General features: G+C 65.3%; 26 protein-coding genes. 17 read left to right on the forward strand and 9 right to left on the reverse strand.

Features of this window, described 5'->3' with window-relative positions:
• Positions 1-41: 41 nt before the first annotated feature.
• The 4 genes from AC07WS_RS02990 to petA form a co-directional block, all read right to left on the reverse strand.
• On the reverse strand, positions 42-653 hold the full coding sequence (locus tag AC07WS_RS02990) for a glutathione S-transferase N-terminal domain-containing protein (RefSeq protein WP_008443913.1): 612 nt from the start codon (positions 651-653) through the stop codon (positions 42-44).
• Positions 654-767: 114 nt separating this feature from the next.
• On the reverse strand, positions 768-1,532 hold the full coding sequence (locus AC07WS_RS02995) for a cytochrome c1 (protein ID WP_494727648.1): 765 nt from the start codon (positions 1,530-1,532) through the stop codon (positions 768-770).
• A 36-nt stretch (positions 1,533-1,568) separates the two neighbouring features.
• Entirely contained in the window at positions 1,569-2,981 is a 1,413-nt protein-coding gene (locus tag AC07WS_RS03000) for a cytochrome b (RefSeq protein ID WP_494727649.1), read from the reverse strand.
• 3 nt (positions 2,982-2,984) lie between these two features.
• A complete protein-coding gene (petA, locus tag AC07WS_RS03005) occupies positions 2,985-3,593 on the reverse strand; it encodes a ubiquinol-cytochrome c reductase iron-sulfur subunit (RefSeq protein WP_494727650.1) in 609 nt (202 codons plus the stop codon).
• A gap of 361 nt (positions 3,594-3,954) precedes the next feature.
• On the opposite strand from petA, the gene mscL reads away from it, so the two are divergent.
• The 3 genes from mscL to AC07WS_RS03020 are packed head-to-tail and all read left to right on the forward strand — an operon-like array spanning position 3,955 to position 6,294.
• Complete coding sequence (mscL, locus tag AC07WS_RS03010) at positions 3,955-4,389, forward strand: large conductance mechanosensitive channel protein MscL (protein WP_494727651.1); 435 nt, start codon at positions 3,955-3,957, stop codon at positions 4,387-4,389.
• A 36-nt stretch (positions 4,390-4,425) separates the two neighbouring features.
• Positions 4,426-5,595: a Do family serine endopeptidase gene (locus AC07WS_RS03015; RefSeq protein WP_494727652.1), complete on the forward strand. Its 1,170-nt coding sequence runs from the start codon at positions 4,426-4,428 to the stop codon at positions 5,593-5,595.
• Between the two features lie 9 nt (positions 5,596-5,604).
• Positions 5,605-6,294, forward strand: coding sequence for a DUF2461 domain-containing protein (locus AC07WS_RS03020; protein ID WP_494727653.1), 690 nt, complete (start codon positions 5,605-5,607; stop codon positions 6,292-6,294).
• Here AC07WS_RS03020 and AC07WS_RS03025 read toward each other — a convergent pair.
• From AC07WS_RS03025 to AC07WS_RS03045, 5 genes are all read right to left on the reverse strand, one after another.
• On the reverse strand, positions 6,291-7,322 hold the full coding sequence (locus AC07WS_RS03025; protein ID WP_494727654.1) for an NAD(P)H-dependent glycerol-3-phosphate dehydrogenase: 1,032 nt from the start codon (positions 7,320-7,322) through the stop codon (positions 6,291-6,293). The genes AC07WS_RS03020 and AC07WS_RS03025 overlap by 4 nt on opposite strands.
• Before the next feature lie 38 nt (positions 7,323-7,360).
• Entirely contained in the window at positions 7,361-7,804 is a 444-nt protein-coding gene (locus AC07WS_RS03030) for an SH3 domain-containing protein (protein ID WP_494727655.1), read from the reverse strand.
• A 98-nt stretch (positions 7,805-7,902) separates the two neighbouring features.
• Complete coding sequence (gene secB / locus AC07WS_RS03035; RefSeq protein ID WP_117012620.1) at positions 7,903-8,388, reverse strand: protein-export chaperone SecB; 486 nt, start codon at positions 8,386-8,388, stop codon at positions 7,903-7,905.
• Positions 8,389-8,541: 153 nt separating this feature from the next.
• Positions 8,542-8,802 carry a glutaredoxin 3 gene (gene grxC, locus AC07WS_RS03040; protein WP_494727656.1) on the reverse strand — a complete coding sequence of 87 codons (261 nt, stop codon included), beginning with the start codon at positions 8,800-8,802 and terminating at the stop codon, positions 8,542-8,544.
• A gap of 10 nt (positions 8,803-8,812) precedes the next feature.
• Positions 8,813-9,214, reverse strand: a complete 402-nt coding sequence (locus AC07WS_RS03045) for a rhodanese-like domain-containing protein (RefSeq protein ID WP_494727657.1) — start codon at positions 9,212-9,214, stop codon at positions 8,813-8,815.
• A 107-nt stretch (positions 9,215-9,321) separates the two neighbouring features.
• On the opposite strand from AC07WS_RS03045, the gene gpmA reads away from it, so the two are divergent.
• The 14 genes from gpmA (at position 9,322) to gspD (ending at position 23,964) form a co-directional block, all read left to right on the forward strand.
• Positions 9,322-10,068: a 2,3-diphosphoglycerate-dependent phosphoglycerate mutase gene (gene gpmA / locus AC07WS_RS03050; protein WP_494727658.1), complete on the forward strand. Its 747-nt coding sequence runs from the start codon at positions 9,322-9,324 to the stop codon at positions 10,066-10,068.
• Positions 10,069-10,129: 61 nt separating this feature from the next.
• Positions 10,130-11,581, forward strand: a complete 1,452-nt coding sequence (locus tag AC07WS_RS03055) for a murein hydrolase activator EnvC family protein (RefSeq protein WP_494728043.1) — start codon at positions 10,130-10,132, stop codon at positions 11,579-11,581.
• 15 nt (positions 11,582-11,596) lie between these two features.
• A complete protein-coding gene (locus AC07WS_RS03060) occupies positions 11,597-13,153 on the forward strand; it encodes a S41 family peptidase (RefSeq protein WP_494727659.1) in 1,557 nt (518 codons plus the stop codon).
• Positions 13,154-13,180: 27 nt separating this feature from the next.
• Entirely contained in the window at positions 13,181-13,930 is a 750-nt protein-coding gene (locus tag AC07WS_RS03065; RefSeq protein ID WP_494727660.1) for a HesA/MoeB/ThiF family protein, read from the forward strand.
• Positions 13,931-13,960: 30 nt separating this feature from the next.
• Positions 13,961-16,078 (forward strand): amidohydrolase family protein, encoded by a 2,118-nt coding sequence (locus AC07WS_RS03070; protein WP_494727661.1) that lies wholly within the window; start codon positions 13,961-13,963, stop codon positions 16,076-16,078.
• 140 nt (positions 16,079-16,218) lie between these two features.
• Positions 16,219-16,665 (forward strand): type II secretion system major pseudopilin GspG, encoded by a 447-nt coding sequence (gspG, locus tag AC07WS_RS03075; RefSeq protein WP_494727662.1) that lies wholly within the window; start codon positions 16,219-16,221, stop codon positions 16,663-16,665.
• Between the two features lie 20 nt (positions 16,666-16,685).
• Complete coding sequence (locus AC07WS_RS03080) at positions 16,686-17,153, forward strand: GspH/FimT family pseudopilin (RefSeq protein WP_494727663.1); 468 nt, start codon at positions 16,686-16,688, stop codon at positions 17,151-17,153.
• The gene (gene gspI, locus AC07WS_RS03085; protein ID WP_117012628.1) at positions 17,154-17,525 is read left to right on the forward strand and encodes a type II secretion system minor pseudopilin GspI; all 372 of its coding nucleotides are present in this window, start codon (positions 17,154-17,156) and stop codon (positions 17,523-17,525) included. It begins immediately after the preceding gene.
• Positions 17,522-18,148: a PulJ/GspJ family protein gene (locus AC07WS_RS03090; RefSeq protein ID WP_494727664.1), complete on the forward strand. Its 627-nt coding sequence runs from the start codon at positions 17,522-17,524 to the stop codon at positions 18,146-18,148. The genes gspI and AC07WS_RS03090 overlap by 4 nt, the downstream gene beginning before the upstream one ends.
• Positions 18,145-19,092 (forward strand): type II secretion system minor pseudopilin GspK, encoded by a 948-nt coding sequence (gene gspK, locus AC07WS_RS03095; RefSeq protein ID WP_494727665.1) that lies wholly within the window; start codon positions 18,145-18,147, stop codon positions 19,090-19,092. The genes AC07WS_RS03090 and gspK overlap by 4 nt, the downstream gene beginning before the upstream one ends.
• A 27-nt stretch (positions 19,093-19,119) precedes the next feature.
• Positions 19,120-20,382: a type II secretion system protein GspL gene (gspL, locus tag AC07WS_RS03100; protein WP_494727666.1), complete on the forward strand. Its 1,263-nt coding sequence runs from the start codon at positions 19,120-19,122 to the stop codon at positions 20,380-20,382.
• On the forward strand, positions 20,379-20,897 hold the full coding sequence (locus tag AC07WS_RS03105; protein WP_494727667.1) for a type II secretion system protein M: 519 nt from the start codon (positions 20,379-20,381) through the stop codon (positions 20,895-20,897). The genes gspL and AC07WS_RS03105 overlap by 4 nt, the downstream gene beginning before the upstream one ends.
• 16 nt (positions 20,898-20,913) lie before the next feature.
• A complete protein-coding gene (locus tag AC07WS_RS03110; RefSeq protein ID WP_176361390.1) occupies positions 20,914-21,687 on the forward strand; it encodes a type II secretion system protein N in 774 nt (257 codons plus the stop codon).
• A 21-nt stretch (positions 21,688-21,708) separates the two neighbouring features.
• Positions 21,709-23,964, forward strand: coding sequence for a type II secretion system secretin GspD (gene gspD / locus AC07WS_RS03115; RefSeq protein WP_494727668.1), 2,256 nt, complete (start codon positions 21,709-21,711; stop codon positions 23,962-23,964).

Here is a 23,964-nt window from a genome sequence, read left to right on the forward strand (position 1 = left end):
AACGCGCCGACAGACTTCAAGTAAATCGGCCTGCGTCCGGATTAACGGCGCATGACCTTTTCCGACGGGGTCAGCGCTTCGATGTAGGCAGGACGCGAGAAGATGCGCTCGGCGTACTTCATCAGCGGGGCCGCGGTCTTCGACAGTTCGATGCCGTAGTGATCCAGACGCCACAGCAGCGGCGCAACCGCCACGTCCAGCATCGAGAACTCGTCGCCCAGCATGTACTTGTTCTTCAGGAACAGCGGCGCGAGCGTGGTCAGACGGTCGCGGATTTCCGCGCGCGCCTTGTCGTGGCTCTTGTCGTTGCTCTTGGCGCGTTCGCTTTCCAGCACGTGCACGTGGACGAACAATTCTTTCTCGAAGTTGAACAGCATCAGGCGCGCGCGCGCGCGCATCAGCGGATCGGCCGGCATCAGCTGCGGATGCGGGAAGCGTTCGTCGATGTACTCATTGATGATGTTCGATTCGTACAGGATCAATTCACGTTCCACCAGGATGGGCACCTGACCATAGGGATTCATGGTCGAGATGTCTTCCGGCTTGTTGAACAGGTCGACATCGCGCACTTCGAAGTCCATGCCTTTTTCAAACAGGACCAGACGGCAGCGTTGCGAAAATGGGCAGGTTGTACCCGAGTAGAGAACCATCATTTTTATAGTTCCTTAGAAGAACAAAGGGGGTGAAGCCGCGAACGGATCACCCCGGATCGATCGCCCGCCAACGCGGGCATCGCAAAACAAGCGCCGGCTAGCCGGCACTCTCGATTATTTCACTTCTTTCCAGAACGACGCGTTCAAGCGCCATGCCAGGAAGGCGAACACGGCCATGAACAGCACCACCGCGACGCCCAGTTTTTTGCGGGTCTGCGCTGCAGGCTCCGCCATCCACTCCATGTAACCGACCAGGTCGGCCACCGCAGTGTCATATTCCAGCTTCTTCATTTTGCCCGGCGTGACTACCTCGAAGCCGTCAAACTGATGAATCTTCTTGCCTTCCTCGTGCGGGTCGGCCACTTCCTTGGTCTTGAGCGTCTGCACGCCCTGCAGTTCCCACAGCACGTGCGGCATCGCCGCGTTGGCCAGCACCAGGTTATTCCAGCCGGTCGGGCGGGTGTCGTCCTTGTAGAAGGTGCGCAGGTAGGTGTACAGGTAGTCGCCGCCGCTGCCGGCGCCCGACGCTTTCGCGCGGGCGATCACCGACAGGTCCGGCGGCACCACGCCGAACCATGCTTTCGCGTCTTTCGGGTTCATCGTGGTGGTCATCATTTCGCCGACCTTGTCGCCGGTGAACAGCAGGTTGGCCTTGATTTGCTCTTCCGTCAGGCCCAGGTCGCGCAGACGGTTGTAGCGCATCGAGGACGCATTATGGCAGTTCAGGCAGTAGTTGACGAACAGTTTGGCGCCGTTTTGCAGCGCGGCCATGTTGTTCGAACGGTCAGGCGCCTTGTCGAGGGCGACGCCGCCTTCGTTGGCCAGTACCAGGCCCGGCACCAGGGCCAGGATGGCGAGCAGTTTTTTAGAAAAATTCATGTAATGTCCTTTGTGTACTTTAGCGAGGTGCGTCGATCAGTGCGCGTGGAACACTACGCGGTCAGGGACCTTCTTGAACGTGCCCATGGCGCTCCACCAGGGCATGAACAGGAAGAAGCTAAAGTAAAGCAGGGTGCATACTTGCGAGAACAGCGTGCGGCCTTCGGTCGGCGGCAGGGTACCCAGGTAGCCCAGCGACAGGAAGCAGAAGAAGAACACGGCGTACACATACTTGTGCCAGCTCGGGCGGTAGCGGATCGACTTGACCGGCGACTTGTCCAGCCATGGCAGGAAGGCCAGGATCACCACCGAACCGCCGAAGAACACCACGCCCCAGAACTTGGCGTCGAGCACCTGCGGCAGCATGCCGACGATGGCCACCAGCGCGATCGCGGCGACGGCGGTCTTCACCGCGCTCGACAGGCGCGACTTGAGCCAGATGAACACCACGTAGGCGGCCACGAAGAACATCAGCACCCACATGAAGTCGGCGGTGGTGGCGCGCAGCACCGAGTAGAACGCGGTGAAGTACCAGGTCGGCGCGATGTGCAGCGGGGTCTTGAGCGAGTCGCCCGGCAGGAAGTTGTTATATTCCAGGAAGTAGCCGCCCATTTCCGGGGCGAAGAACACCACGGTGCTGAAGATCAGCAGGAAGATCGACACGCCGAACAGGTCGTGCACGGTGTAGTAAGGGTGCGAAGGGATGGAGTCGACCGGGTGGCCGTCGGCGCCCAGGTTTTCCTTCACTTCGATGCCGTCCGGGTTGCTCGAACCGACTTCGTGCAGCGCGATCAGGTGGGCGGCCACCAGACCCAGCAGCACCAGCGGGATGGCGATCACGTGGAAGGCGAAGAAGCGGTTCAGGGTGGCGTCGGACACCACGTAGTCGCCGCGGATCCACAGCGACAGGTCGGGGCCGATCAGCGGGATGGCGCCGAACAGGTTGACGATCACCTGGGCGCCCCAGTACGACATCTGGCCCCATGGCAGCAGGTAGCCGAAGAAGGCCTCGGCCATCAGGCACAGGAAGATGGCGAAACCGAACAGCCAGATCAGCTCGCGTGGCTTGCGGTACGAGCCGTACAGCAGGCCGCGCGTCATGTGCAGGTAGACGATGATGAAGAAGGCCGAGGCGCCGGTCGAGTGCATATAGCGCACCAGCCAGCCCCACGGTACTTCGCGCATGATGTATTCGACCGAGCCGAAGGCCAGGTTGGCGTCCGGCTTGTAGTGCATGGTCAGGAAGATGCCGGTGACGATCTGCAGCACCAGCACCAGCATGGCCAGCGAGCCAAAGATGTACCAGAAGTTGAAGTTTTTCGGGGCGTAGTATTTGCCCCATTGATCGTTCCACAGCTTGGTCAGCGGGAAGCGGTCGTCGACCCAGCCCAGTGCTTTTTGCGCGGCCGGTGCATCGGCCGGGAATTTAGTCTCTTTGAAAGCCGCCATGATTTACGCCTCGCCTTTCTCGTCTTTGCCAATGATCAGCTTGGTATCGCTCAGGAACATGTGGCGCGGCACTTGCAGGTTGTCCGGCGCCGGCTTGTTCTTGAACACGCGGCCGGCCATGTCGAAGGTCGAGCCGTGGCAGGGGCACAGGAAGCCGCCTTCCCAGTCGTCCGGCAGCGATGGCTGCGGGCCGGGCGTGAACTTGGACGAGGGCGAGCAGCCCAGGTGGGTGCAGATGCCGACCGCCACCAGGATCTCGGGCTTGCGCGAGCGCCATTCGTTGCGGGCGTATTCCGGCGTGAATTCATCCGGGTTGCGCTTGGAGTCGGCGTCGGCCACTTTGCCGTCGGTCTTTTTCAGCGAGGCCACCATTTCAGGGGTACGCTTGATAATCCAGACCGGCTTGCCGCGCCATTCGACGGTTTTCATTTCACCGGGATTGAGGCTGGCAATATCCACTTCCACCGGTGCGCCGGCGGCCTTGGCGCGCTCGGACGGTTGGAAAGTGCTTACCAGTGCCCCGGCGGTTGCCAGGCCTACTACGCCACCTGCCGCGCCTGTTGCGACGAGCAATCCGCGTCGGCCCGAATCGACCTGCTTTTCGATACTCATACAAACCCCAATCAGTCAAAGTGCGAACAAAATCCGAAAACCGCGAACAAAACCTGAAACTTGTTGAAGCACGAATATAGCTTCTAGCAACCTTAAATTATAAGGTAAGCGTGATACGAATTAAAGCAAAAACGTTGCCGTAACCCCAATTGGCGCGATTTGCGCACCGTTTTGGACTTGAATTTTGCCGGCCCATCCCCTACTGGCGGAGCGCAAGCGATAGATATTGATGCAAGACAAATTTATAGCGTAATTCGGTGTCCAATGCGCATGGCGCAAGCGAGTTTGGAATCCAATTGAAAAAATAGTATGATCCAGACGCAGTTTTGTTCACAAATGACCACAGAGCGAGGATAGAAGAATGGCAATGATGCAGGAATTTAAAGAATTCGCGATGAAGGGCAATGTGGTCGACCTCGCGGTGGGCGTGATCGTCGGCGGCGCTTTCGGCAAGATCGTCGATTCGCTGGTGGCCGACATCATCATGCCGCCGATCGGCAAACTGTTCGGCGGCCTGGATTTCGCCAACTACTACATCGGCCTGAACGGCCAGGACCCGCACCTGAGCCTGGTCGAAGCGAAGAAGCTGGGCGCGGTGTTCGCCTACGGTAATTTCGCCACCATCCTGCTGAACTTCGTCATCCTGGCCTTCGTGATCTTCCAGATGGTACGCCTGATGAACAAGGCGCGCACGCTCAACACCAAGGAAGCGGCGGCCGAGGCGGCAGCGGCGCCGGCGCCGACGCCGGAAGACATCGTGTTGCTGCGCGAAATCCGCGACTCTCTGAAGAAATAACTAGGACGCCGTCCACCGGACGGCAGGCTGAACGCTATGCGACGACTCTGGTTATTGTTTGCGCAAACGGTGACCGTCGTACTGGCACTGTATTTCGTCTACGCGGCCGTGGGGCCGGAGCGGCGCGCGCCAGTGCGCGCCCAGCAGATGGGCAGCGCCGACCATCCGGCCGTGATGCTGGAGGCCACGCCGGGCAAGGCGCCCGGCATCGCGGTCGGCTCGTACCGGGCGGCGGCGGGGCGGGCCATGCCGGCCGTGGTCAACATCATCACCAGCAAGAAACCCAAGCGCGGCAAGCATCCGCTGCTGCGCGACCCGTTCTTCAAGAAGTTCTTCGGCGACCGCGACCACGACGGCGAGAACGACGACGACGAGTCCAGCCTGGGCTCGGGCGTCATCGTCTCCGGCGAAGGCTACATCCTGACCAACAACCACGTGGTGGAGGCGGCAGACGAGATCGAGGTGATCCTGGCCGACGGCCGCAAGGCCGCCGCCAAGGTGGTCGGCACCGACCCCGAGACCGACCTGGCCGTCATCAAGATCGCACTCGACAAGCTGCCGGTGATCGTGCTGGGCCAGGCCGAGCAGGCGCAGGTGGGCGACGTGGTGCTGGCCATCGGCAATCCCTTCGGCGTCGGCCAGACCGTGACGATGGGCATCATCTCCGCGCTGGGGCGCAACAACCTGCACATCAACCACTTCGAGAACTTCATCCAGACCGACGCCGCGATCAACTTCGGCAATTCCGGCGGCGCGCTGGTGGACGCCAACGGCAACCTGCTGGGGATCAACTCGGCGATCTATTCGCAGTCGGGCGGCTCGGTGGGCATAGGTTTCGCCATTCCGGTGTCGACCGCCAAGTCGGTGATGGAGGCCATCATCAAGTCCGGCCACGTGGTGCGCGGCTGGATCGGCGTGGAGACGCAGGAGATCACGCCCGAGCTGGCGTCTAGCTTCGGGCTGACGCGCCAGAGCGGCGCCATCATCGCCGGCGTGGTGCGCAACGGCCCGGCCGACAAGGGCGGCATGAAGCCGGGCGACATCCTGCTGTCGGTGGACGGCAAGCCGGTGGCCGACACCAACGACATGCTCAACCTGGTCGCCCAACTCGTTCCCGGCGGAAGCGCTAAAATGCGGGTCTTGCGCAAGACCCGCGAGACCACGCTGGACATCACGGTCGGCAAGCGACCGGCCGGCGCCAAATAAGGAAACTGAATGCATCTGCGCGACCTGACTCAATTCCTCAAGGAACTGGCGGACAACAACAACCGTCCCTGGTTCATCATGAACAAACCGCGCTACGACATCCTGCGCGAAGAATTCCTGCAGGTGGTGACGCAGATGATCGCCGAGCTGGGCAAGTTCGACGCCGCGGTCAAGTTCTGTAATCCCAAGAAGGCGATGTTCCGCATCAACCGCGACGTGCGCTTCGCGCACGACAAGAGCCCGTACAAGACGCGCTTCTCGGCCGCGGTGGCGCCGAACGACTTGCGCCGTCCGAGCAAGGCCGGCGGGCCGACCTACTACATGCAGATCGACGGCAGTGGCAAGCTGTTGTTCGGCGCCGGCGAATACATGCCGCCGCCGTCGCGCCTGAAGGCGCTGCGCCAGCACATGGTGGAGGACGCGGCCGGCTTCAGCAAGGTGTTGAAGAACAAGAAGTTGAAAGCCACCTTCGGCGACATCCAGAACGAGGGCAAGCTGATGCGCCCACCCAAGGGCTTCGACCCCGGGCACGAGCACATCGAGTACATCAAGCTGAAGAGTTTCTTCGTCTGGACCGAGATCGATGTGCCGATGAACCAGCCGGAGCTGCTGGTGCCGATGATCGCCAGCGGGCTGAAGGACGCCTATCCGCTGGTCGAATGGATGCGCGCCGCGAAAGAGGAAGAGGAAGCGGCTTAACGCTTTACTTTTTCATCGCGCGGATCGCGCGCCAGCAGGCGCGACACCATCGCCTGCGGCTGGTCGCCGTCGAACAGCACGCCGGCCACCGCGTTGGTGATCGGCATGTCGACGCCCATCCGGGCCGCCAGCTCGCGCACGGCCTTGGAGCACGGCACGCCCTCGGCCACGTGGCCCAGCTCGTGCACGATGAGATCCAGCGGCTTGCCCTGCGCCAGCCCGAGGCCGACGCGGCGGTTGCGCGACAGGTCGCCGGTGCAGGTCAAAATCAAATCGCCCATGCCGGTCAGGCCCATGAAGGTCTCGGTCTGGCCGCCCAGCGCGGTGCCGAGGCGGGTGATTTCCGCCAGCCCGCGCGTGATCAGCGCGGCGCGCGCGTTCAAGCCCAGCCCCAGGCCGTCGGCCACGCCGGTGGCGATGGCCAGCACGTTCTTCACCGCGCCGCCCACTTCCACGCCCACCAGGTCTTCGCTGGAATACACGCGGATGTTGCCGCCGTGGACGGTGGCCACCACGCAGTCGCGCAAGGCGGCCGAGTCGGAGGCGATGGTCAGCGCGCACGGCAGGCCCCTGGCCACCTCCTGCGCGAACGACGGGCCGGACAAGGCGCCGCCGGCCACGCCGGTGCCCAGCACCTGGCGCACGATCTGGTGCGGCAGCAGGCCGGTGCCGTATTCGAAGCCCTTGCACAGCCATACCACGTTGGGAATCGCGCGCGACTTCAGTTGCTCCAGCAGCGGACGCAGGCCGGCCACCGGGCAGGCTGCGATCAGCAGGCTGTCCGGGCCGGCCACGTGGGCCAGCGCGGCGTCGAAATCGGCGGCGACCCGCAGGCCGTCGGGGAAGGGATAGCCGGGCAGGTAGGCGCTGTTCTCTCTCGCGCGCGCCATGTCCTGCAGGGCGTCGCGGTTGCGGCCCCACAGCATGACGTCGTGACGCTGGGCCAGCGCCATGGCGACGGCGGTGCCCCAGGCGCCCGCGCCGAGCACGGCCACCTTGCGGACGGCTTTGTTTGGATTATCTTGCATGGGACCTCATTCGGCGACGGATGTCGCCGCTACGGCAATTATATGCCCCAGACTTCGGAATTCTTGACGTAACCGACCAGGCCGTCGCGGTGGCGCACCTTGAGCCAGCCGCCGGCGGCCGATTCGGTCACTTCCAGCAGCACGCCCTTGTCGGCGGTGAATACCGGCGCGGCGCTGTCATCCGGCGTGGCGCGGATCTTCAGGTTGGGCGTGCGGATGATGACGTTGCGCTTGGCGGTCAGGCCCTTGGCCTCGGTCCAGGCCAGCTCGCCGGTGACGTCGCGTACCTTGAGCCATTCGCCGTAGGCCAGCACCACTTCCAGCGGCGCACCGCGCGGCACCACGAACAGCTTGCCGCCCTTGGTCGATGGCGCGTCGTACAGGATCACGGGCGCGGCGCCCACCGTTTTGAAGTCGAACGCGTGGCTGGCACTCATGGCCAACAACATAGTCAGACTGGCGATCAAACGGGGAAATGTCATGGCTTACCTTGCAGAGGGACAGCGCGCGAAGGCGCGGCGTGTCGGGGTGATACCGCTGCCGGACGTGGCGTCCGGCAGCGTCATGCTTCAGAAACGGCTTAGTGCGTGGTCGCGGCGCCGTCGGTTGCTGCTGGTGCTGCGGCGGCCGCGTCGGCGATCGCTTGCATGCGCTGCTGGTAGAACACTTCGAAGTTGATCTCGGCCAGGTGCACTGGCGGGAAGCCGGCACGGGTGATCACGTCGGCGATGTTGGCGCGCAGGTAAGGGTAGACGATGTTCGGGCAACCGATGCCCAGCAGCGGATCGAGCTGCTCGGCTGGGATGTTGCGCGCTTCGAAGATACCGGCTTGCTTGCCTTCAACCAGGAAAGCGACCTTGTCCTTGACCTTGGCGGTCACGGTGATGGTGACGGTCGATTCGAACACGCCGTCGGCCAGCGGCTCGGCGCCGACGTCCAGGGCCACTTCGATGGATGGCGCTTCCTGTTCCAGGAAGATCGCTGGGGAGTTCGGTTGTTCCAGCGACATGTCTTTCAGGTAGACGCGTTGGATTTGGAATACTGGTTGCAGGTTTTCGTCAGACATGGAACGCTTTCGTTATAGTGAAAACGAGCGGCACGCGCCGCTCGGAATATGTGGGCTTGGTATGGAGCTCAAATCAAACGCGAGGGCAATTGTATCAAAACCATTAAGATTTCAAACTATTTCTGCGGCCCTCTCGTTGTTATTTGGGGGCGCTTAGCCGTTTAACAAGGGGGACAGGCCGCCCGCTTGGTCGAGTGCATACAAATCGTCGAAGCCGCCGACGTGGGTGTCGCCGATGTAGATCTGCGGCACGGTGCGGCGGCCGGTCTTTTCCATCATTAGCATGCGCTGCTCCGGGTCGAGGTCGACGCGGATTTTTTCCAGCGTGGTCACGCCCTTGGCTTCCAGCAGGCGCTCGGCGCGCACGCAGTAGGGGCATACGGCGGTGGTGTACATGATTACACGGGCAGTCATCTCGACCTCCTTATTTGGCCAGCGGCAGGCCGGCTTTTTGCCATGCAGCAATGCCACCGTCCAGGTTGACCACGTCCGCGAAGCCGGCCTTGGCCAGCACGCCGGCCGCCGAGTTGGCGCGCGCGCCGCTCTGGCAGACCAGGATCACGCTCTTGCTCTTGAACTTGTCCAGTTCGCCGACGCGCTTGGCCAGCTCGCCCAGCGGAATGTTTTTGGCGTCCGGCAGGTGGCCGGCGGCAAATTCCGTTGCTTCACGAACATCAACAACGGTGGCTTTGCTGCGGTTGATCAACAGCGTCACCTCCTGCGCGCTGGCGCGTTTGCCGCGCTGCGTCAGTACCGGCCAGAGCAGGGCGCCGCCCGAGAGGAGCACGATGGCGATGATGAAAATATTGTCAATGAAGAATTTCACGGGGTTCCAATGGTTTAAGTCAATGCGCGCATTATAAAATAGAAGCTGGAAGAGTTCTCGCAGTACCGGTTTTCCGTCCCGTTCAATCCTTTTTGAAGATAGTTCAAATGTATAAAATCGTATTCATGCGCCATGGCGAGTCCACCTGGAACCTGTCGAACCGCTTCACCGGCTGGACCGACGTCGACCTGACCGAGAAGGGCATCGCCGAGGCCAAGGCGGCCGGCAAGGTGCTCAAGGAATCCGGCTACACCTTCGACCTGGCTTACACCTCGGTGCTCAAGCGCGCGATCCGCACGCTGTGGCTGACCATGGACGAGATGGACATGATGTACCTGCCGGTCAAGAACGACTGGCGTTTGAACGAGCGCCACTACGGCGCGCTGCAGGGCCTGGACAAGGGCGAGACCGCCGCCAAGTACGGCGACGACCAGGTGCTGGTATGGCGCCGCAGCTACGACACGCCGCCGCCGCCGCTGGCCGAGAACGACGACCGCGCCTCCTTCAACGACCCGCGCTACGCCGGCCTGGACAAGGCGCAGATCCCGCTGACCGAATGCCTGAAGGACACCGTGGCGCGCGTGATGCCGGCCTGGGACGAGGAAATCGCCCCGGCCATCCGCGCCGGCAAGAAGATCATCATCTCGGCCCACGGCAACAGCCTGCGCGCGCTGATCAAGATGCTCGACGGCATCAGCGATGACGACATCGTCGGGCTCAACATCCCGAACGGCCAGCCGCTGGTGTACGAGCTGGACGCCGACCTGAAGCCGATCCGCCACTACTACCTGGGCGACGCCGACGCCATCGCCGCGGCCCAGGCCGCCGTGGCCAACCAGGGCAAGGCCAAGTAATTTGTCGCATTCTTCCTTCCGAGGCTGGCGCGGCGCCGCCACCAGTGCGGCGCTGCTGCTGATGATGCTGAACGGCGCGCACGCCGCGCCGTTCAGCAAGACCACCGAGCGCAGCAAGCAGAAAGCGGCGGCCGAGGCCGAGCGCGCCAGCCTGCAGCAGAAACTCAGCGCGCTCAAAAAAGACATCGGCAAGACCGAGAGCGCCAAGGACGACGCGGCCGACACGCTGGCCGAGTCCGAACAGGCGATCTCGGACGCCAACCGCTCGCTGCGCGACCTGGCGCAGGAGCAGGGCGACACCAACACCAAGCTGCAACAGCTCGCCGTCGAACACGACAAGCTGGCGGCCACGGTCGCCCAGCAGAAGCAGCAGCTGGCCAAGCTGCTGCGCGAGCAGTACGTGGCCGGCAACGAGGACCGCATCAAGCTGCTGCTGTCCGGCGACAATCCCAACCGCATCAACCGCGACCTGCAGATGATGTCCTACGTGTCGCAGGCGCAGGCGCGGCTGCTGGACTCGCTGCGCGCCAACCTGAAGGCGGTCGAGGTCAACCAGGCCGAGGCGCAGAACGCCAAGGACGAGCTGCAGGAAATCGCGGCCGAGGAAATGGAACAGAAGGCCAAGCTGGAGCAGGAGAAGGGCCGCCGCGCCGCGCTGCTGGCCTCGCTGTCGAAAAAGCTGGTGGCCCAGCGCAAGGAAGCCGGCAACGTCGAGCGCGACGAGCAGCGCCTGACCGGCCTGGTCGACAAGCTGGGCAAGCTGATCCAGGAACAGGCGATCGCCGCCGCCGCCGAGAAGAAGCGGCAGGAACAACTGGCAGCCGCCCGCGCCAGGGCCGAAGCCGAGGCCAAAGCCAGGGCCGACGCCGACGCGCGCGCGCTGGCCAAGGCCAAGGCGGCGGCCGAAGCGGAACGCCAGCGCCTGGCCAAGGCCAACGCAGGCAAGTCCGGCACCATCAAGCCGGCGCCGTCCAAGCCCGACGCCATCGACGCCGACGAACCGAAAGTGGCGCAGCGGCCGCCGGAACCGGTCAAGCCGCCGCCGCGCGAGGAGGAGCCGGCCAGGCCGGCCGCCAAGCCGTCCGACATCGCGCTGGCGCCGGCCGTGCCGTCCGGCGCGCCGTTCGTCAGCCTCAAGGGACAGCTGCGCGCGCCCGTCAGCGGCAAGCTCGCCGCCAAGTTCGGCACCAAGCGCGGCGACGGCCCGAGCTGGAAGGGCGTGTTCATCCGCACCGGCGAGGGCGCCGAGATCCGCGCCATCGCCGGCGGCAAGGTCATCTTCTCGGACTGGCTGCGCGGCTTCGGCAACATGATCATCGTCGACCACGGCGGCCAGTACTGGAGCATCTACGGCAATTGCGAGTCGCTGCTCAAACGGGTCGGCGACGTCGTCAAACCGGGCGACTCGATTGCCAGCGCAGGTAACAGCGGCGGCAACGAGGAATCGGGGCTATACTTTGAGCTTCGCCATCAGGGCACGGCATTCGATCCGGCTGGCTGGGTCAAGTTTTAAGGTTCGCGGAAAAAAATGGGCAACAAAGTCAAGAGCATCGGCCTGATCGGCCTGGGGATGGTGGCCGGGGTTGCCGTCTCCCTGCAGTTTTCCGCCATTGCGCAAAAGGTCACCGGCTCGCCGCTGCCGCTGGAGGAGCTGCGCCAGCTGTCCGACGTATTCGGCCTGATCAAGACCGACTACGTCGAAGGCGTCGACGACAAGAAGCTGCTTACCGAGGCCATTTCCGGCATGGTGGCCTCGCTCGACCCGCATTCGGTCTACCTCGACAAGAAGGCCTTCCGCGAAATGCGCGAGACCGTGGCCGGCAAATTCGTCGGCATCGGCATCGAGGTCGGCATGGAAGACGGCTACATCAAGGTGGTCTCGCCGATCGAGGATTCGCCCGCCTTCAAGGCCGGCGTCAAGACCGGCGATCTGATCACCCGCATCGACGGCACGCCGATCAAGGGCCTGACCTTGGACGAAAGCGTCAAGAAGATGCGCGGCGAGCCGCACTCCAAGGTCACCGTCACCATCAGCCGCAAGGACGAGGACAAGCCGCTCAACCTGACCATCGTGCGCGAGGAGATCCGCGTGCAGAGCGTCAAGGCCAAGATGATCGAGCCGGGTTACGCGTGGCTGCGCATCTCGCAGTTCCAGGAGCCGACCGTCGAGGACATGGCGCGCAAGCTCACCGCGCTGTACGCGCAGGACCCGCACATCAAGGGCCTGGTGCTGGACCTGCGCAACGATCCGGGCGGCGTGGTGCCTGGCGCGATCGGCGTCTCGGCCGCCTTCCTGCCCAAGGACTCGGTGATCGTTTCGACCAATGGCCAGCTGCTCGACTCCAAGCAGACCTTCTACGGCCGCAGCGAGTTCTATTCCGCGCGCGCCAAGAACGATCCGCTGGCCAAGCTGCCGGCCGCGCTCAAGGACGTGCCGCTGGTGGTGCTGGTCAATGCCGGTTCGGCGTCGGCCTCGGAGATCGTCGCCGGTGCGCTGCAGGACTACAAGCGCGCCACCATCATGGGCACGCAGACCTTCGGCAAAGGCTCGGTGCAGACGCTGCGCCAGCTCACCGCCGACACCGCCGTCAAGCTGACCACGGCGCGCTACTACACGCCGCACAACCGCTCGATCCAGGCGCGCGGCATCGTGCCGGACCTGATGGTCGACGAAACCGCCGACGGCGACGGCTTGAACAGCCTGCGCGTGCGCGAATCCGATCTGCAGAAGCACCTGAACAACGACAAGGACCCGGACGGCGACGGCGCCGCACAGAAGGCCCTCACCGCGCAGCGCGACGAGCTGGAAGACGGCCAGCGCGCCGCCACGCTGGCGAAGAAATCCAAGCCGGTGGAATTCGGCTCCAAGGACGACTTCCAGCTGGCGCAGGCGATCAACCACTTCAAGGGCTTGCCGGTCAAGCTGTCGAAGGTGGAGGCGGCGCCCGCCGCCGGCGGCGAGGTCGGCGAGATCAAGTCGGACAGCAAGACCGACAAGACCGACATCAAGCCGGCCGCCAAGCCCGATTCCAAACCCAAGGCCAGCGACAAGAAGCCGGCCTTGAAACACCCCGTGACCCAATAACGGCGGGCGCGCCGCCGGCCTGAGACGATGAACGACTCGCAACTGCTGCGCTATTCGCGCCATATCCTGCTCGACGAAATCGGCATCGAAGGCCAGCAAAAGCTGCTGGCCGCGCATGCGCTGGTGATCGGCGCCGGCGGCCTGGGATCGCCGGCCGCCATGTACCTGGCGTCGGCCGGCGTCGGCCACATCACGCTGGTCGACAACGACACCGTCGACCTCACCAACCTGCAGCGCCAGATCGCCCACACCACGGAGCGGGTCGGCCAGTCCAAGGCGGAATCGGCGCGCATCACGCTGGCGCAGATCAATCCGGAGATCGAAGTCACCGCGCTGAACGAGCGCGTGGACGACGCCCGCCTGGCCGAACTGGTGGCGCAGGCCGACGTGGTGCTCGACTGCACCGACAACTTCGCCACCCGCCACGCCGTCAACCGCGCCTGCGTCGCGCTGGGCAAGCCGCTGGTGTCGGGCGCGGTGATACGCTTCGACGGCCAGGTCAGCGTGTTCGATCCGCGCGGCGGCGCGCAGCCCTGCTACTCCTGCCTGTTCCCGCAGGACCAGAAGTTCGAGGACGTGGCTTGCTCCACCATGGGCGTGTTCGCGCCGCTGGTGGGCGTGGTGGGCGCGATGCAGGCGGCCGAAGCGCTCAAGCTGCTGATGGGCGTGGGCGCCTCGCTGGCCGGGCGCCTGTTGATGCTGGACGGTCTGCACATGGAGTGGACCAGCATCGGTGTGGGGCGCAACGGCGATTGCCCGGTCTGCGCAAAAAAATAACACTAACCGGAAGGAGACCTTATCTTGCTGATGAAACGACTCGCTGTACTGCCGCTGGCACTGTCCATGGCGTTCGCCGCGCAGGCGGCCACCAACACCAAATACCTGATCATCTCCGAAAACGGCAAGCAGATCGGCGAACAGGCCGTCGAGCGCCAGGACGACGGCCTGACCAAGGTGCGTTTCATCTACAAGGATAACGGCCGGGGCCCGGAACTGACGGAGCAATTCCGCATGGGCGCGGACGGCGTGATGACCGAATACAGCGTCAAGGGCAACTCCACCTTCGGCGCGGTGGTCGACGAGCATTTCGCGCGCAAGGGCGGCCAGGCCGAGTGGAAGTCCACCTCGGAGCAGGGCAGCACGGCCGTCAGCGGCCCGGCCGGCTATCTGCCGCTGAACAGTTCCTTCGAAGTCGTCTCCGCTTACATCGGTGCACTGGCGGCGGCGCCCGAGCATAAACTGGCCCTGCTGCCATCGGGCACGCTGTCGCAGACCGTGCTCGATACGCTGGAGATCAGCAGCGGCAGCGGCGCGAAACAAACCGTGCAGCTGGTGGCGCAGACCGGCGTCGGCATGTCGCCGGCGTTTTACTGGGCCACCACCGGCGCCAGTCCGCGCCTGTTCGGCGTGATCATCCCCGGCTTCGCCAACATGCTGGAAGAGGGCTGGCAGGGCGCCGCGCCGGAGCTGGCCGTGCGCCAGAAAAAAGCCGAGAGCCGCATGCTGGAGGAGCTGGCCGCCAAGCTGCAGCACCCGCTCACCGGCCTGACCCTGGTGCGCAACGCCCGCGTGTTCGACAGCGACAAGGCCACCGTCGGCGCGCCGTCCGACATCTACGTGCTGCGCGGCCGCATCACCGCCGTGCTGCCGGCCGGCTCGCCGGTGCGCGAGGCCGACAACACCATCGACGCCGCCGGCCGCATCGTGCTGCCTGGCCTGTTCGACATGCACGGCCACGTCGACCGCTGGTCCGGCGCGCTGAACATGTCCACCGGTGTGACCAGCGTGCGCGACATGGGCAACGACAACAAGCAGCTGCAGGCCATGCTGGACGAAACGGCGGCCGGCAAGCTGCTGGCGCCGCAGGTGGTGCCGGCCGGCTTCCTGGAGGGCGAGAGCCCGTTCAGCGCCAACAACGGCTTCATCGTCAAGGACCTGGCGGGCGCGAAGGACGCCATCGACTGGTACGCGCAGCGCGGCTATCCGCAGCTGAAGATCTACAACTCCTTCCCGAAAGCGATCCTGAAGGACACCGTGGCCTACGCCCACAGCCGCGGCATGCGCGTGTCCGGCCACATCCCGGCCGGCCTGCGCGCGCAGGAGGCGCTGGACGCCGGCTACGACGAGATCCAGCACATCAACCAGGTGCTGCTGAACTTCCTCGTCAAGCCGGACACCGAGACGCGCAACCTGAACCGCTTCCTGCTGCCGGCTGAAAAAGTGGCAGATATGGACTTCAACACCAAGCCGTTCAAGGACTTCGTGGCCGGCCTGGCGAAAAAGCAGACCTCGATCGACCCGACCATGTCGGCCTTTGCCTTCATCCAGCAGAAGGACGGCGACCTCAATGAACCCTACCGCGCCTTCGCCGCCAACATGCCGCCGGACGTGGCGCGCAGCCTCGCGGTCGGCGCCATGAAGATCGAAGGCGACGCCACCCTCAAGCGCTACCAGAAGTCCTACGCCAAAATGGTGGAATTCGTCGGCATCATGTACAAGGCCGGCGTGCCCATCGTGGCAGGCACCGACGACATCGCCGGCTTCACGCTGCATTCGGAGCTGGCGCTGCTGGTCAAGGCCGGCCTGACGCCGGCCCAGGCGCTGCAGGTGGCGACCCGCAACGGCGCCCGCTACACCCGCACCAGCAACGACCGTGGCAGCATCGCGGCCGGCAAGCTGGCCGACCTGGTGCTGGTGGACGGCGATCCGACCAAGGACATCGCCGACGTCCGCAAGGTGGCGGCGGTGATCACGCGCGGCTACGTCATCTACCCGCGCGAGATCGACAGCGCGCTGGGCATCGCGCCGTTCGTCAAGGACGCGCCGCAGGTGGCGAGAACCGCGGCCGCCGTGGCGGAGATTAACGGTGCCGGCAACGAGGGCGCGCTGCGCCGCCTCGACGCCACCGCCCGTCAGCGCGATTGAGTAAATCGCGGTAAAACCGGGCGCACGGCGCGTCCGGTTAAGCCCTGTTTAAGCCTGCCGGCGCAAAAATCGTTCTCGGGTTTCGCTGGCGGCGGCGATTCGGCCTTATACTCTGCACTCACTTTTATTTGTTATCGAATATGAAAAAACTCTCCGTCCCCCGCCGTGCCGCTGCGCGCGGCTTTACGCTGATTGAAATCATGGTGGTGGTGGTCATCATGGGCGTGCTGGCGGCGCTGGTGGTGCCCAAGCTGCTCAGCCGCACCGGCGAATCGAAAGTCGCCGCGGCCAAGGTCGATATCGCCACCGTCATGCAGGCGCTCAAGCTGTACAAGCTGGATAACCAGCGCTATCCGACCACCGAGCAGGGCCTGCAGGCGCTGCTGACCAAGCCGACCTCCGGCCCGGCCGCCAACGGCTGGAAGTCCGGCGGCTACCTGGAAAAAATGCCGAAAGACCCTTGGGGCAATCCCTACCAGTTCCTCTCGCCCGGCATCAAGGGCGAGGTCGATGTGTTCTCCTACGGCGCCGACGGCGCGCCGGGCGGCACCGGCGACGATGCCGACATCGGCTCCTGGGATAACTGATCGCAGGGGGATTACGGCTCATGCGCGCCGCCCGCGAGCGTGGATTCACGCTGATCGAACTGCTGGTGGTGATGGTCATCCTGGGCATCACGCTGGGACTGGTGTCGCTCAACGCGCTGCCGGGCCAGAAGCAGTCCTTGCGTGAAGACGCGCAGCGCATCGCGCTGCTGCTGCAACTGGCGCGCGACGAGGCGATCGTGCGCAACCGCCAGATCGCCTTCGAGGCGGGGCCGGATGGCTACCGCTTCCTGATCCGCAACGACCGCGAATGGACGCTGGCGGTGCAGGACGACCTGCTGCGCGAGCGCGAATTCAAGCACGCGCCGATCACGCTGATGCTGGACCCGCCGCCCAGCATCCCGGACGCCAACCTGCGCATCGTCTTCGGCCGCGAGCCGGTCGACAAACCCTTCGTGCTGACCCTCAGCGGCGGCGATGCCAGCATCGCCATCCACGCCGACGGCATCGGCCATTTCACGGTGGACTAGATGCGCCTTCAACGACAACGCGGCTTTACCCTGCTGGAAGTGCTGGTGGCGCTGGTGATCGTCGGCACGGCGCTGGGCGCCTCGCTGCGCGCGGTCGGCAGCCTGACGCAGAACAGCAACGGTCTGCGCGGCGCCATGATGGCCACCTGGTCGGCCGAGAACCGGCTGGTGCAGCTGCGCCTGACGCGCCAGTTCCCGGCGGTCGGCAAGCAGACCTTCGAATGCCCGCAGGGCGACATGAAGCTGATGTGCGAGGAGGAAGTGATCGCCAGCCCGAATCCGCGCTTCCGCCGGGTGGAGGTCAGCGTCTACGACCAGGCCGCGCCGGAGCGGCGCATCATCAAGCTGGTCCAACTGGTACTGAATCAATGACGCACCCATTGCGCCGCCGCGCGCGCGGCTTCACGCTGATCGAGCTGCTGGTGGCGATTTCCATCCTGGCCATCGTCGCGGTGCTGGGCTGGCGCGGGCTGGACGGCATCATCCGATCGCGCGGCGCGCTGACCGCGCAGATGGAGCAGACGCGCGGCCTGCAGCTGGCCTTCGCCCAGCTGCAAAGCGATTGCGCCAACCTGGCGCCGCAGACGCTGATCGGCAGCCGCGCCATCCTGCGCGCGGAGGACGGCCGCATCACGCTGGTGCGCCTGGCGCTGGCCGAGAACGAACCCACGCGGGTGCAGGTGGTGTCCTACCGTGTGCGCGACGGCGTGCTGACGCGGCGCGAGTCGGCCGGCACGCGCGATCTGGTGCAGCTCGACGCGCTGTGGCAGGCCGCCACCGGCGACGCCGATCCCGCCGCCAGCGTGGCGCTGCAATCGGGCGTGCAGCGCATGACGATGCGCTTCTGGACCACGCAGGGCTGGGTGCAGGCGGCCGGTGTGATGCCCGCGCCTCCCACACCGGCCACCGGCGCGCCGAGTGGCCTGGAAGTGGCGATGAACCTGGACGGCGTGGAAGTGCCGATGATTAAATCCTTCCTGCTGGGGGCACTGTGAGGTTGCGGCGCCAGCGCGGCGTGGCCGTCATCACGGCGCTGCTGTTGACCACACTGGCGGTGACCATCGTCGCCAGCCTGTTCTGGCAGCAGCAGGTGCAAGTGCGCTCGATGGAGAACCAGCGCCTGCAACTGCAGACCCGCTGGATCGTGCGCGGCGCGCTGGATCTGAGCCGGCTGGTGCTGTATCAGGACTTCCTGGACAAGCAAACCGTTACGCACCTGAACGGCGTGTGGGCCACGCCGCTGGAAGAAACGCGGCTGGACGACTACATCGAACGCGAACGCGCCGAGGCGGAAAATTTCAACGCCACCCTGTCCGGCAGGATGATCGACGCGCAGTCGCGTTACAATCTTGCCAATCTGGCGCAGAACAGGGTGCTGGACGGCGGCCAGCTGAAGGTGTTCGAGCGGCTGTTGACCAACCTGCGGCTCGATCCGTCGCTGGCGCAGGCGGTGGCCACCCAGGTGATGAACGCGCAGACGCCCAAGCAGCTGCCGGGCCAACCGCCGCCGCAGACCGGCGGCCCGCAGCCGATCGACCTGCTGCGGGTGGAGGATCTGCTGGCGGTGAGCGGATTCACGCCGCAAACGATAGAACGGCTGCGCGACTTCGTCATCATCCTGCCGGAACGCGGAACTGAGTTGAACGTGAATACCGTGCCGGCCGAGCTGTTGTCGGCCATGTATGAACACCTGTCGCTGTCGGATGCGGCGGCCATGGTCAATACGCGGCAGCGCATTTATTATCTCGACAAGCAGAACTTCGATACGCTGCCCCAGGTGTCGTCGCTGCCTAAGCCTGATGTGCCTTATGACGTCAAGAGCCACTACTTCCTGGCCTACAGCCGGGTGAGGCTGGACCGGGCGGCGCTGGACGCGCAGTCCTTGCTGGTGCGGGCGAACAACGGCATCACGACGGTGGTTTGGATACGGGAATATTAGAACTGGCATGAACGAAAGCGAGACCCTTTGACTACACTACTTATCCGCTATCCGGCCAAGGCCAGCGTCGACAGCGGCGCGGCCCAGACCTGCCCGTTCGCGCTGGTGGGTGACGGCGGCAACCTGCTGCAGCAGGGCGTTTCCCCGCTGGGCAACCTGTCGGACCTGGTGGCCTCGTCGCGCCGCGTGGTGCTGCTGCTGGCCGCCGCCGACGTCACGCTGCTGCGCGTGGTGGCGCCCCCGCTGTCCGCCGCGCGCCTGAAGGCCGCGCTGCCGGCGCTGGTGGAGGAACAGGTGCTGGGTGATCCGGCCGACTGCGTGCTGGCGGCCGGCGCCGCCGACGCCGACGGCGGCCGCACCGTGGCCGTGGTGCAGCGCAGCTGGATCGAGGTGCTGGTCAAGGCGCTGCTGGCGCAGGGCGCGCATCACGTCTCCGTGCTGCCGTCGCAACTGTGTCTGCCGTTCCAGCCGGGTTCCGTGTCGGCCGCGCTGACCACCGGCGACGCCGGTTTCGAACTGATACTGCGCCAGTCGCAGACCATGGGCATGGGCCTGACGCTGCCCGCGCAGTCGCAGGCCGCGCTGCAAACGCTGCGCGCCATGGCGGGCGACGAGCCAGTCACGCTGTATTTGGCGCCGGCGCAGATGGCGCAGTTCGCGCCGCTGGTCTCCGCCATCGAGGCCGGCCACGGCGTTGGCCACGGCATCGCGTTGATGGAGGACCACTGGGCGCACTGGGTGGCCGCCTCGCGCTCGGCGGGGCTGGACCTGGCTCCGGCATTGGGCGCCAGCGGCGCCAGTGCGCGCCAGTGGCAGCGCTGGCGCTGGCCGCTGCGCATCGCCGCGCTGGCGCTGCTGGTCAACGTGGTCGGGCTGAACGTCGAATGGCTGCGCCTCAAGCGCGAGGCCGGCGCGGTCAGCCAGTCCATGCTGCAGACCTTCAAGGCCGCCTATCCTAAAGAGCCGGTGATCCTCGATCCGGCCGCGCAGATGCGCAAGAACATCTCGCTGGCCAAGGCCGACGGCGGCCAGCCCGCCGCCGACGAATTCACCGCGCTGAGCGCCGCCCTGGGAGAAGCGCTGGGCGTCTTGCCGCGCAAGGACATCATCGCCACGCTGGAGTACCGCGACCGCGCGCTGCAGATCAAGGTCAAGCCCAACACCGTCGACAGCGGCACGCTGGCGCAGCTGCGCTCCGCGCTGGCCGCGCGCAAGCTGGACCTGTCGGAAACCAATCCGGGCGCCTGGCAGATACGCCCGGCGGGCGGCGCGGGCGGAGGAAAATCATGAACAAACTGACCCAAACGATGCAAGACTATCGCAGCCGCGCCTCGGCCTTCTGGATCGAACGCACCGAGCAGGAACGCAAGTTCCTCGGCGTCGGCGGCGCGGTGCTGGGCGTGGCGCTGTTCTATTCGGTGCTGATCGCGCCGGCGCTGGACGGCGGCGCCAAGCTGCGCAAGTCGCTGCCCGAGTTGCGCCAGCAGGCCGCCGAGCTGCAGGCGCTGGCGCTGGAGGCGGCCGCGCTGCGCGGCCAGAACACCATCGCCCCGGCGCCGATGACGCGCGAGATGCTCAACGCCGGCCTCGGTGCGCGCGGCCTGACCACGCAATCGGTGTCCGTCACCGGCGAATACGCCAAGGTGCAGATGAACGGCGTGCCTTTCCCGGCGCTGATCGCCTGGCTGGACGCGATCCGCACCGAGAGCCGCATCGCCGTCTCGGAAGCGAACATCAGCGCGCAGGACACCGCCGGCATGGTCAACGCCACGCTGACGCTGCGCCAGAACGCGGGCGGCCGGTGATGCGAAAAGGCTGTCCATGAAGCGCCTCGTGCTATGGTTGCTGACCATCGCGCTGAGCGTGGCGGCGACGCTGGCGGTGTTCTTCCCGGCGGCCTGGCTAGGCTCGCTGGTGGAGGCGCGCACGGGAGGACGTTTGACGCTGGGGGACGCGCAGGGTACGCTGTGGCGCGGCTCTGCCTTTATCGGCGGCGCGGCCAGCGGCAACAGCCCGGTCACGCCGCTGCTGCCGGGGCGTTTCAGCTGGAAGATATCGCCGCTGGCGCTGATCGGCATGGTCGATCTGCAGCTGGAAAACAGCGAGGCGCTGGCGCAGCCGCTGACCTTCAAGGGCAGCTGGTCGCAATGGCAGCTCAGTCCATCGGCGCTGCTGCTGCCGGCCGAGGGCCTGGCCGGCCTGGGCGCGCCGCTGAACACCGTGGCGCCCAGCGGCACGATGCGGCTGTCGTGGACCGCGCTGGAGCTGGCGCTGGCCGACCGCCAGATCGCCATCCACGGCCGCACCACGCTGGAGATGACGGACATGGCGTCGCGGCTGTCGTCGGTGCGGCCGCTGGGCAGCTACGCGCTGGCGCTGGACTGGCAGGGGCAGTCGGCGGCGCTGACGCTCAACTCCGTCAAGGGGCCGCTGTTGTTGAGCGGCTCCGGCAACCTGAATAACGGCCGCCTGCGGTTTTCCGGGCAGGCCGAGGCAGCAAAAGGATTTGAAGAGCAGCTGGCCAACCTGTTGAATTTGCTGGGCCAGCGCAAACCGAATAGTGACCGCAACATCATCGCTTTAGAGTTCCACTAAGTTCAGATAAAAGTTCAGACAATGAAAAAACAGTCCGTGAGCAAATCCACCCTTCCCGCGCTGCGCCGCCTGAGCGCGGGCGCGATGCTGTGCTGTGCGACGAGCGTCGTGCCGGTCGTGACGCCGTTGCTGGTGCTGCTGCCCGCCACCGCCAACGCCGCGGCCGACGACGCCGCGCTGAACTTTGTCGGCGCCGACATCGAGTCGGTGATCAAGGCGGTCGGCCACTACACCAACATCACCTTCGTGATCGACCCGCGCGTCAAGGGCACGCTGACGGTGGTGTCGGAAAAGCCGGTCACCAAGTCGCAGGCATTCGGCCTGCTCACTTCCGCGCTGCGCCTGCAGGGCTACGCGGTGGTCAGCGGTGACGGCTACGCCAAGGTGGTGCCGGAAGCGGACGCCAAGCTGCAGGCCGGGCCGACCCAGGTCGGCGCCAGCCAGGCCTCGGCCAAGGGCGACCAGATCGTCAGCCAGATCTTCCATCTGAATTATGAATCTGCGGCCAACGTGGTGACGGTGCTGCGTCCACTGATCTCGCCCAACAACACCATCAACGCCAACCCTGGCAACAACACCGTGGTCGTCACCGACTACGCCGACAACGTCAAGCGCCTGGCCAAGATCGTCGCCGCGCTGGACGCGCCGGCCGTCTCCGACCTCGATGTGATCCCGGTGCGCTACGCCATCGCCAGCGACCTGGCGGCCATGGTCAACAAGTTGATGGACACCGGCGCGGGCGCCGGCGACGCGGGCAAGGTCAGCGTGCTGGCCGATCCGCGCACCAACGCGCTGATACTGCGCGCGCCGTCGGCGGCGCGCGCCAACCTGGCCAAGTCGCTGATCGCCAAGCTCGATCAGCCTACCCAGGAACTGGGCAATGTCCACGTGGTCTACCTGAAGAACGCCGAAGCGGCCAAGCTGGCGCAGACGCTGCGCAGCGTGGTGTCGGGCGATACGTCGGCGGCCAACGCCACCGGCGTCGGCGGCACCGGCACCGGCCAGTCCGGCCAGGGCGGTCTCGGTCAGGGCGGCTTGGGCGGCCAAAGCAGCAACACCGGCGGCATGGGCGGCGGCAGCAACTCCGGCACCAGCAGCGGCCCATCCAATCCGCTGCTGACCGGCTCCAACCAGCAGCAGCAGGGCGGCGGCGGCACGGCCGGCTACATCCAGGCCGATTCCACCACCAACACCCTGATCATCACCGCGCCGGAATCGGTGTACCGCAACCTGCGCGCCGTGATCGACCAGCTGGACGTGCGCCGCGCGCAGGTCTACATCGAATCGCTGATCGTCGAAGTCAGCTCCGACAAGGCGTCCGAGTTCGGCGTGCAGTGGGTAGGCGCGACCGGCAACGAGAACAGCACCTACCGCGTCGGCGGCCTGCAATCGTATTCCTCGGGCGGCAACAACATCGGCACGCTGGCCACGCAGCTGCTCAACAAGTCCACCACCACGACCACCGCGCCTAGCCTGCCGGGCAACGGCCTGTCCATCGGTGTGTTCAAGCAGGTGGCGGGCGGCCTGGGACTGGGCGCGCTGGCGCACTCGCTGGAAACCGACGGCAACGCCAACGTGCTGTCGACGCCTAACATGATCACGCTCGACAACGAGCTGGCCACCATCTCGGTCGGCCAGAACGTGCCTATCCTGACCGGCCAGTTCACCACCACCTCCGGCACCAACAACAATCCGTTCCAGACCATCGACCGCAAGGAAGTGGGCCTGACGCTGAAGGTGCGTCCGCAGATTTCCGAGGGCGGCACCATCAAGCTGGCGATCTACCACGAGACTTCCAGCGTCGACGCGACGTCGCTGAAGAACACGGCCGGCATCACCATCAACAAGCGCGTGATCGAGAACAACGTGATCGCCGACGATGGACAGATCATCGTGCTGGGCGGCTTGATCGAGGACACCGAGGGCGATGGCGTGGAAAAGGTGCGCGGCCTGGGCGACATTCCGGTGCTGGGCAATCTGTTCAAGTACCAGACCCGCAGCCGCAAGAAGACCAACCTGATGGTGTTCCTGCGTCCTGTGGTCATCCGCAGCAAGGAGCAGAGCACCTCCCTGGCGACCGACCGTTACGACTACATGCGCGCGCAGCAGGATGCGATCCAGCTGCAGGAAAGCATCCTGGTTCGGGATCTCGGCCAGCCGAAGGTGCCCGCGCTGCAGAACGGCACGCCGCTGGGCGGCGCGTTTGTCCGTCCGATTCCGCCTGCGCCCGTGCCAACGCGCGAGCCGGGCGCCGCCGAACCAGCCAAGCAGCAGTGA

The sequence above is a fragment of the Duganella sp. GW821-FHT01E12 genome (assembly GCF_059422325.1).

Coding starts and splice junctions, on each gene's coding strand:
- AC07WS_RS02990 (WP_008443913.1), bottom strand. CDS start 653: ATGATGGTTCTCTACTCGGGTACAACCTGCCCATTTTCGCAACGCTGC.
- AC07WS_RS02995 (WP_494727648.1), bottom strand. CDS start 1,532: ATGAATTTTTCTAAAAAACTGCTCGCCATCCTGGCCCTGGTGCCGGGC.
- AC07WS_RS03000 (WP_494727649.1), bottom strand. CDS start 2,981: ATGGCGGCTTTCAAAGAGACTAAATTCCCGGCCGATGCACCGGCCGCG.
- petA (WP_494727650.1), bottom strand. CDS start 3,593: ATGAGTATCGAAAAGCAGGTCGATTCGGGCCGACGCGGATTGCTCGTC.
- mscL (WP_494727651.1), top strand. CDS start 3,955: ATGGCAATGATGCAGGAATTTAAAGAATTCGCGATGAAGGGCAATGTG.
- AC07WS_RS03015 (WP_494727652.1), top strand. CDS start 4,426: ATGCGACGACTCTGGTTATTGTTTGCGCAAACGGTGACCGTCGTACTG.
- AC07WS_RS03020 (WP_494727653.1), top strand. CDS start 5,605: ATGCATCTGCGCGACCTGACTCAATTCCTCAAGGAACTGGCGGACAAC.
- AC07WS_RS03025 (WP_494727654.1), bottom strand. CDS start 7,322: ATGCAAGATAATCCAAACAAAGCCGTCCGCAAGGTGGCCGTGCTCGGC.
- AC07WS_RS03030 (WP_494727655.1), bottom strand. CDS start 7,804: ATGACATTTCCCCGTTTGATCGCCAGTCTGACTATGTTGTTGGCCATG.
- secB (WP_117012620.1), bottom strand. CDS start 8,388: ATGTCTGACGAAAACCTGCAACCAGTATTCCAAATCCAACGCGTCTAC.
- grxC (WP_494727656.1), bottom strand. CDS start 8,802: ATGACTGCCCGTGTAATCATGTACACCACCGCCGTATGCCCCTACTGC.
- gpmA (WP_494727658.1), top strand. CDS start 9,322: ATGTATAAAATCGTATTCATGCGCCATGGCGAGTCCACCTGGAACCTG.
- AC07WS_RS03055 (WP_494728043.1), top strand. CDS start 10,130: ATGATGCTGAACGGCGCGCACGCCGCGCCGTTCAGCAAGACCACCGAG.
- AC07WS_RS03060 (WP_494727659.1), top strand. CDS start 11,597: ATGGGCAACAAAGTCAAGAGCATCGGCCTGATCGGCCTGGGGATGGTG.
- AC07WS_RS03065 (WP_494727660.1), top strand. CDS start 13,181: ATGAACGACTCGCAACTGCTGCGCTATTCGCGCCATATCCTGCTCGAC.
- AC07WS_RS03070 (WP_494727661.1), top strand. CDS start 13,961: ATGAAACGACTCGCTGTACTGCCGCTGGCACTGTCCATGGCGTTCGCC.
- gspG (WP_494727662.1), top strand. CDS start 16,219: ATGAAAAAACTCTCCGTCCCCCGCCGTGCCGCTGCGCGCGGCTTTACG.
- AC07WS_RS03080 (WP_494727663.1), top strand. CDS start 16,686: ATGCGCGCCGCCCGCGAGCGTGGATTCACGCTGATCGAACTGCTGGTG.
- gspI (WP_117012628.1), top strand. CDS start 17,154: ATGCGCCTTCAACGACAACGCGGCTTTACCCTGCTGGAAGTGCTGGTG.
- AC07WS_RS03090 (WP_494727664.1), top strand. CDS start 17,522: ATGACGCACCCATTGCGCCGCCGCGCGCGCGGCTTCACGCTGATCGAG.
- AC07WS_RS03105 (WP_494727667.1), top strand. CDS start 20,379: ATGAACAAACTGACCCAAACGATGCAAGACTATCGCAGCCGCGCCTCG.
- AC07WS_RS03110 (WP_176361390.1), top strand. CDS start 20,914: ATGAAGCGCCTCGTGCTATGGTTGCTGACCATCGCGCTGAGCGTGGCG.
- gspD (WP_494727668.1), top strand. CDS start 21,709: ATGAAAAAACAGTCCGTGAGCAAATCCACCCTTCCCGCGCTGCGCCGC.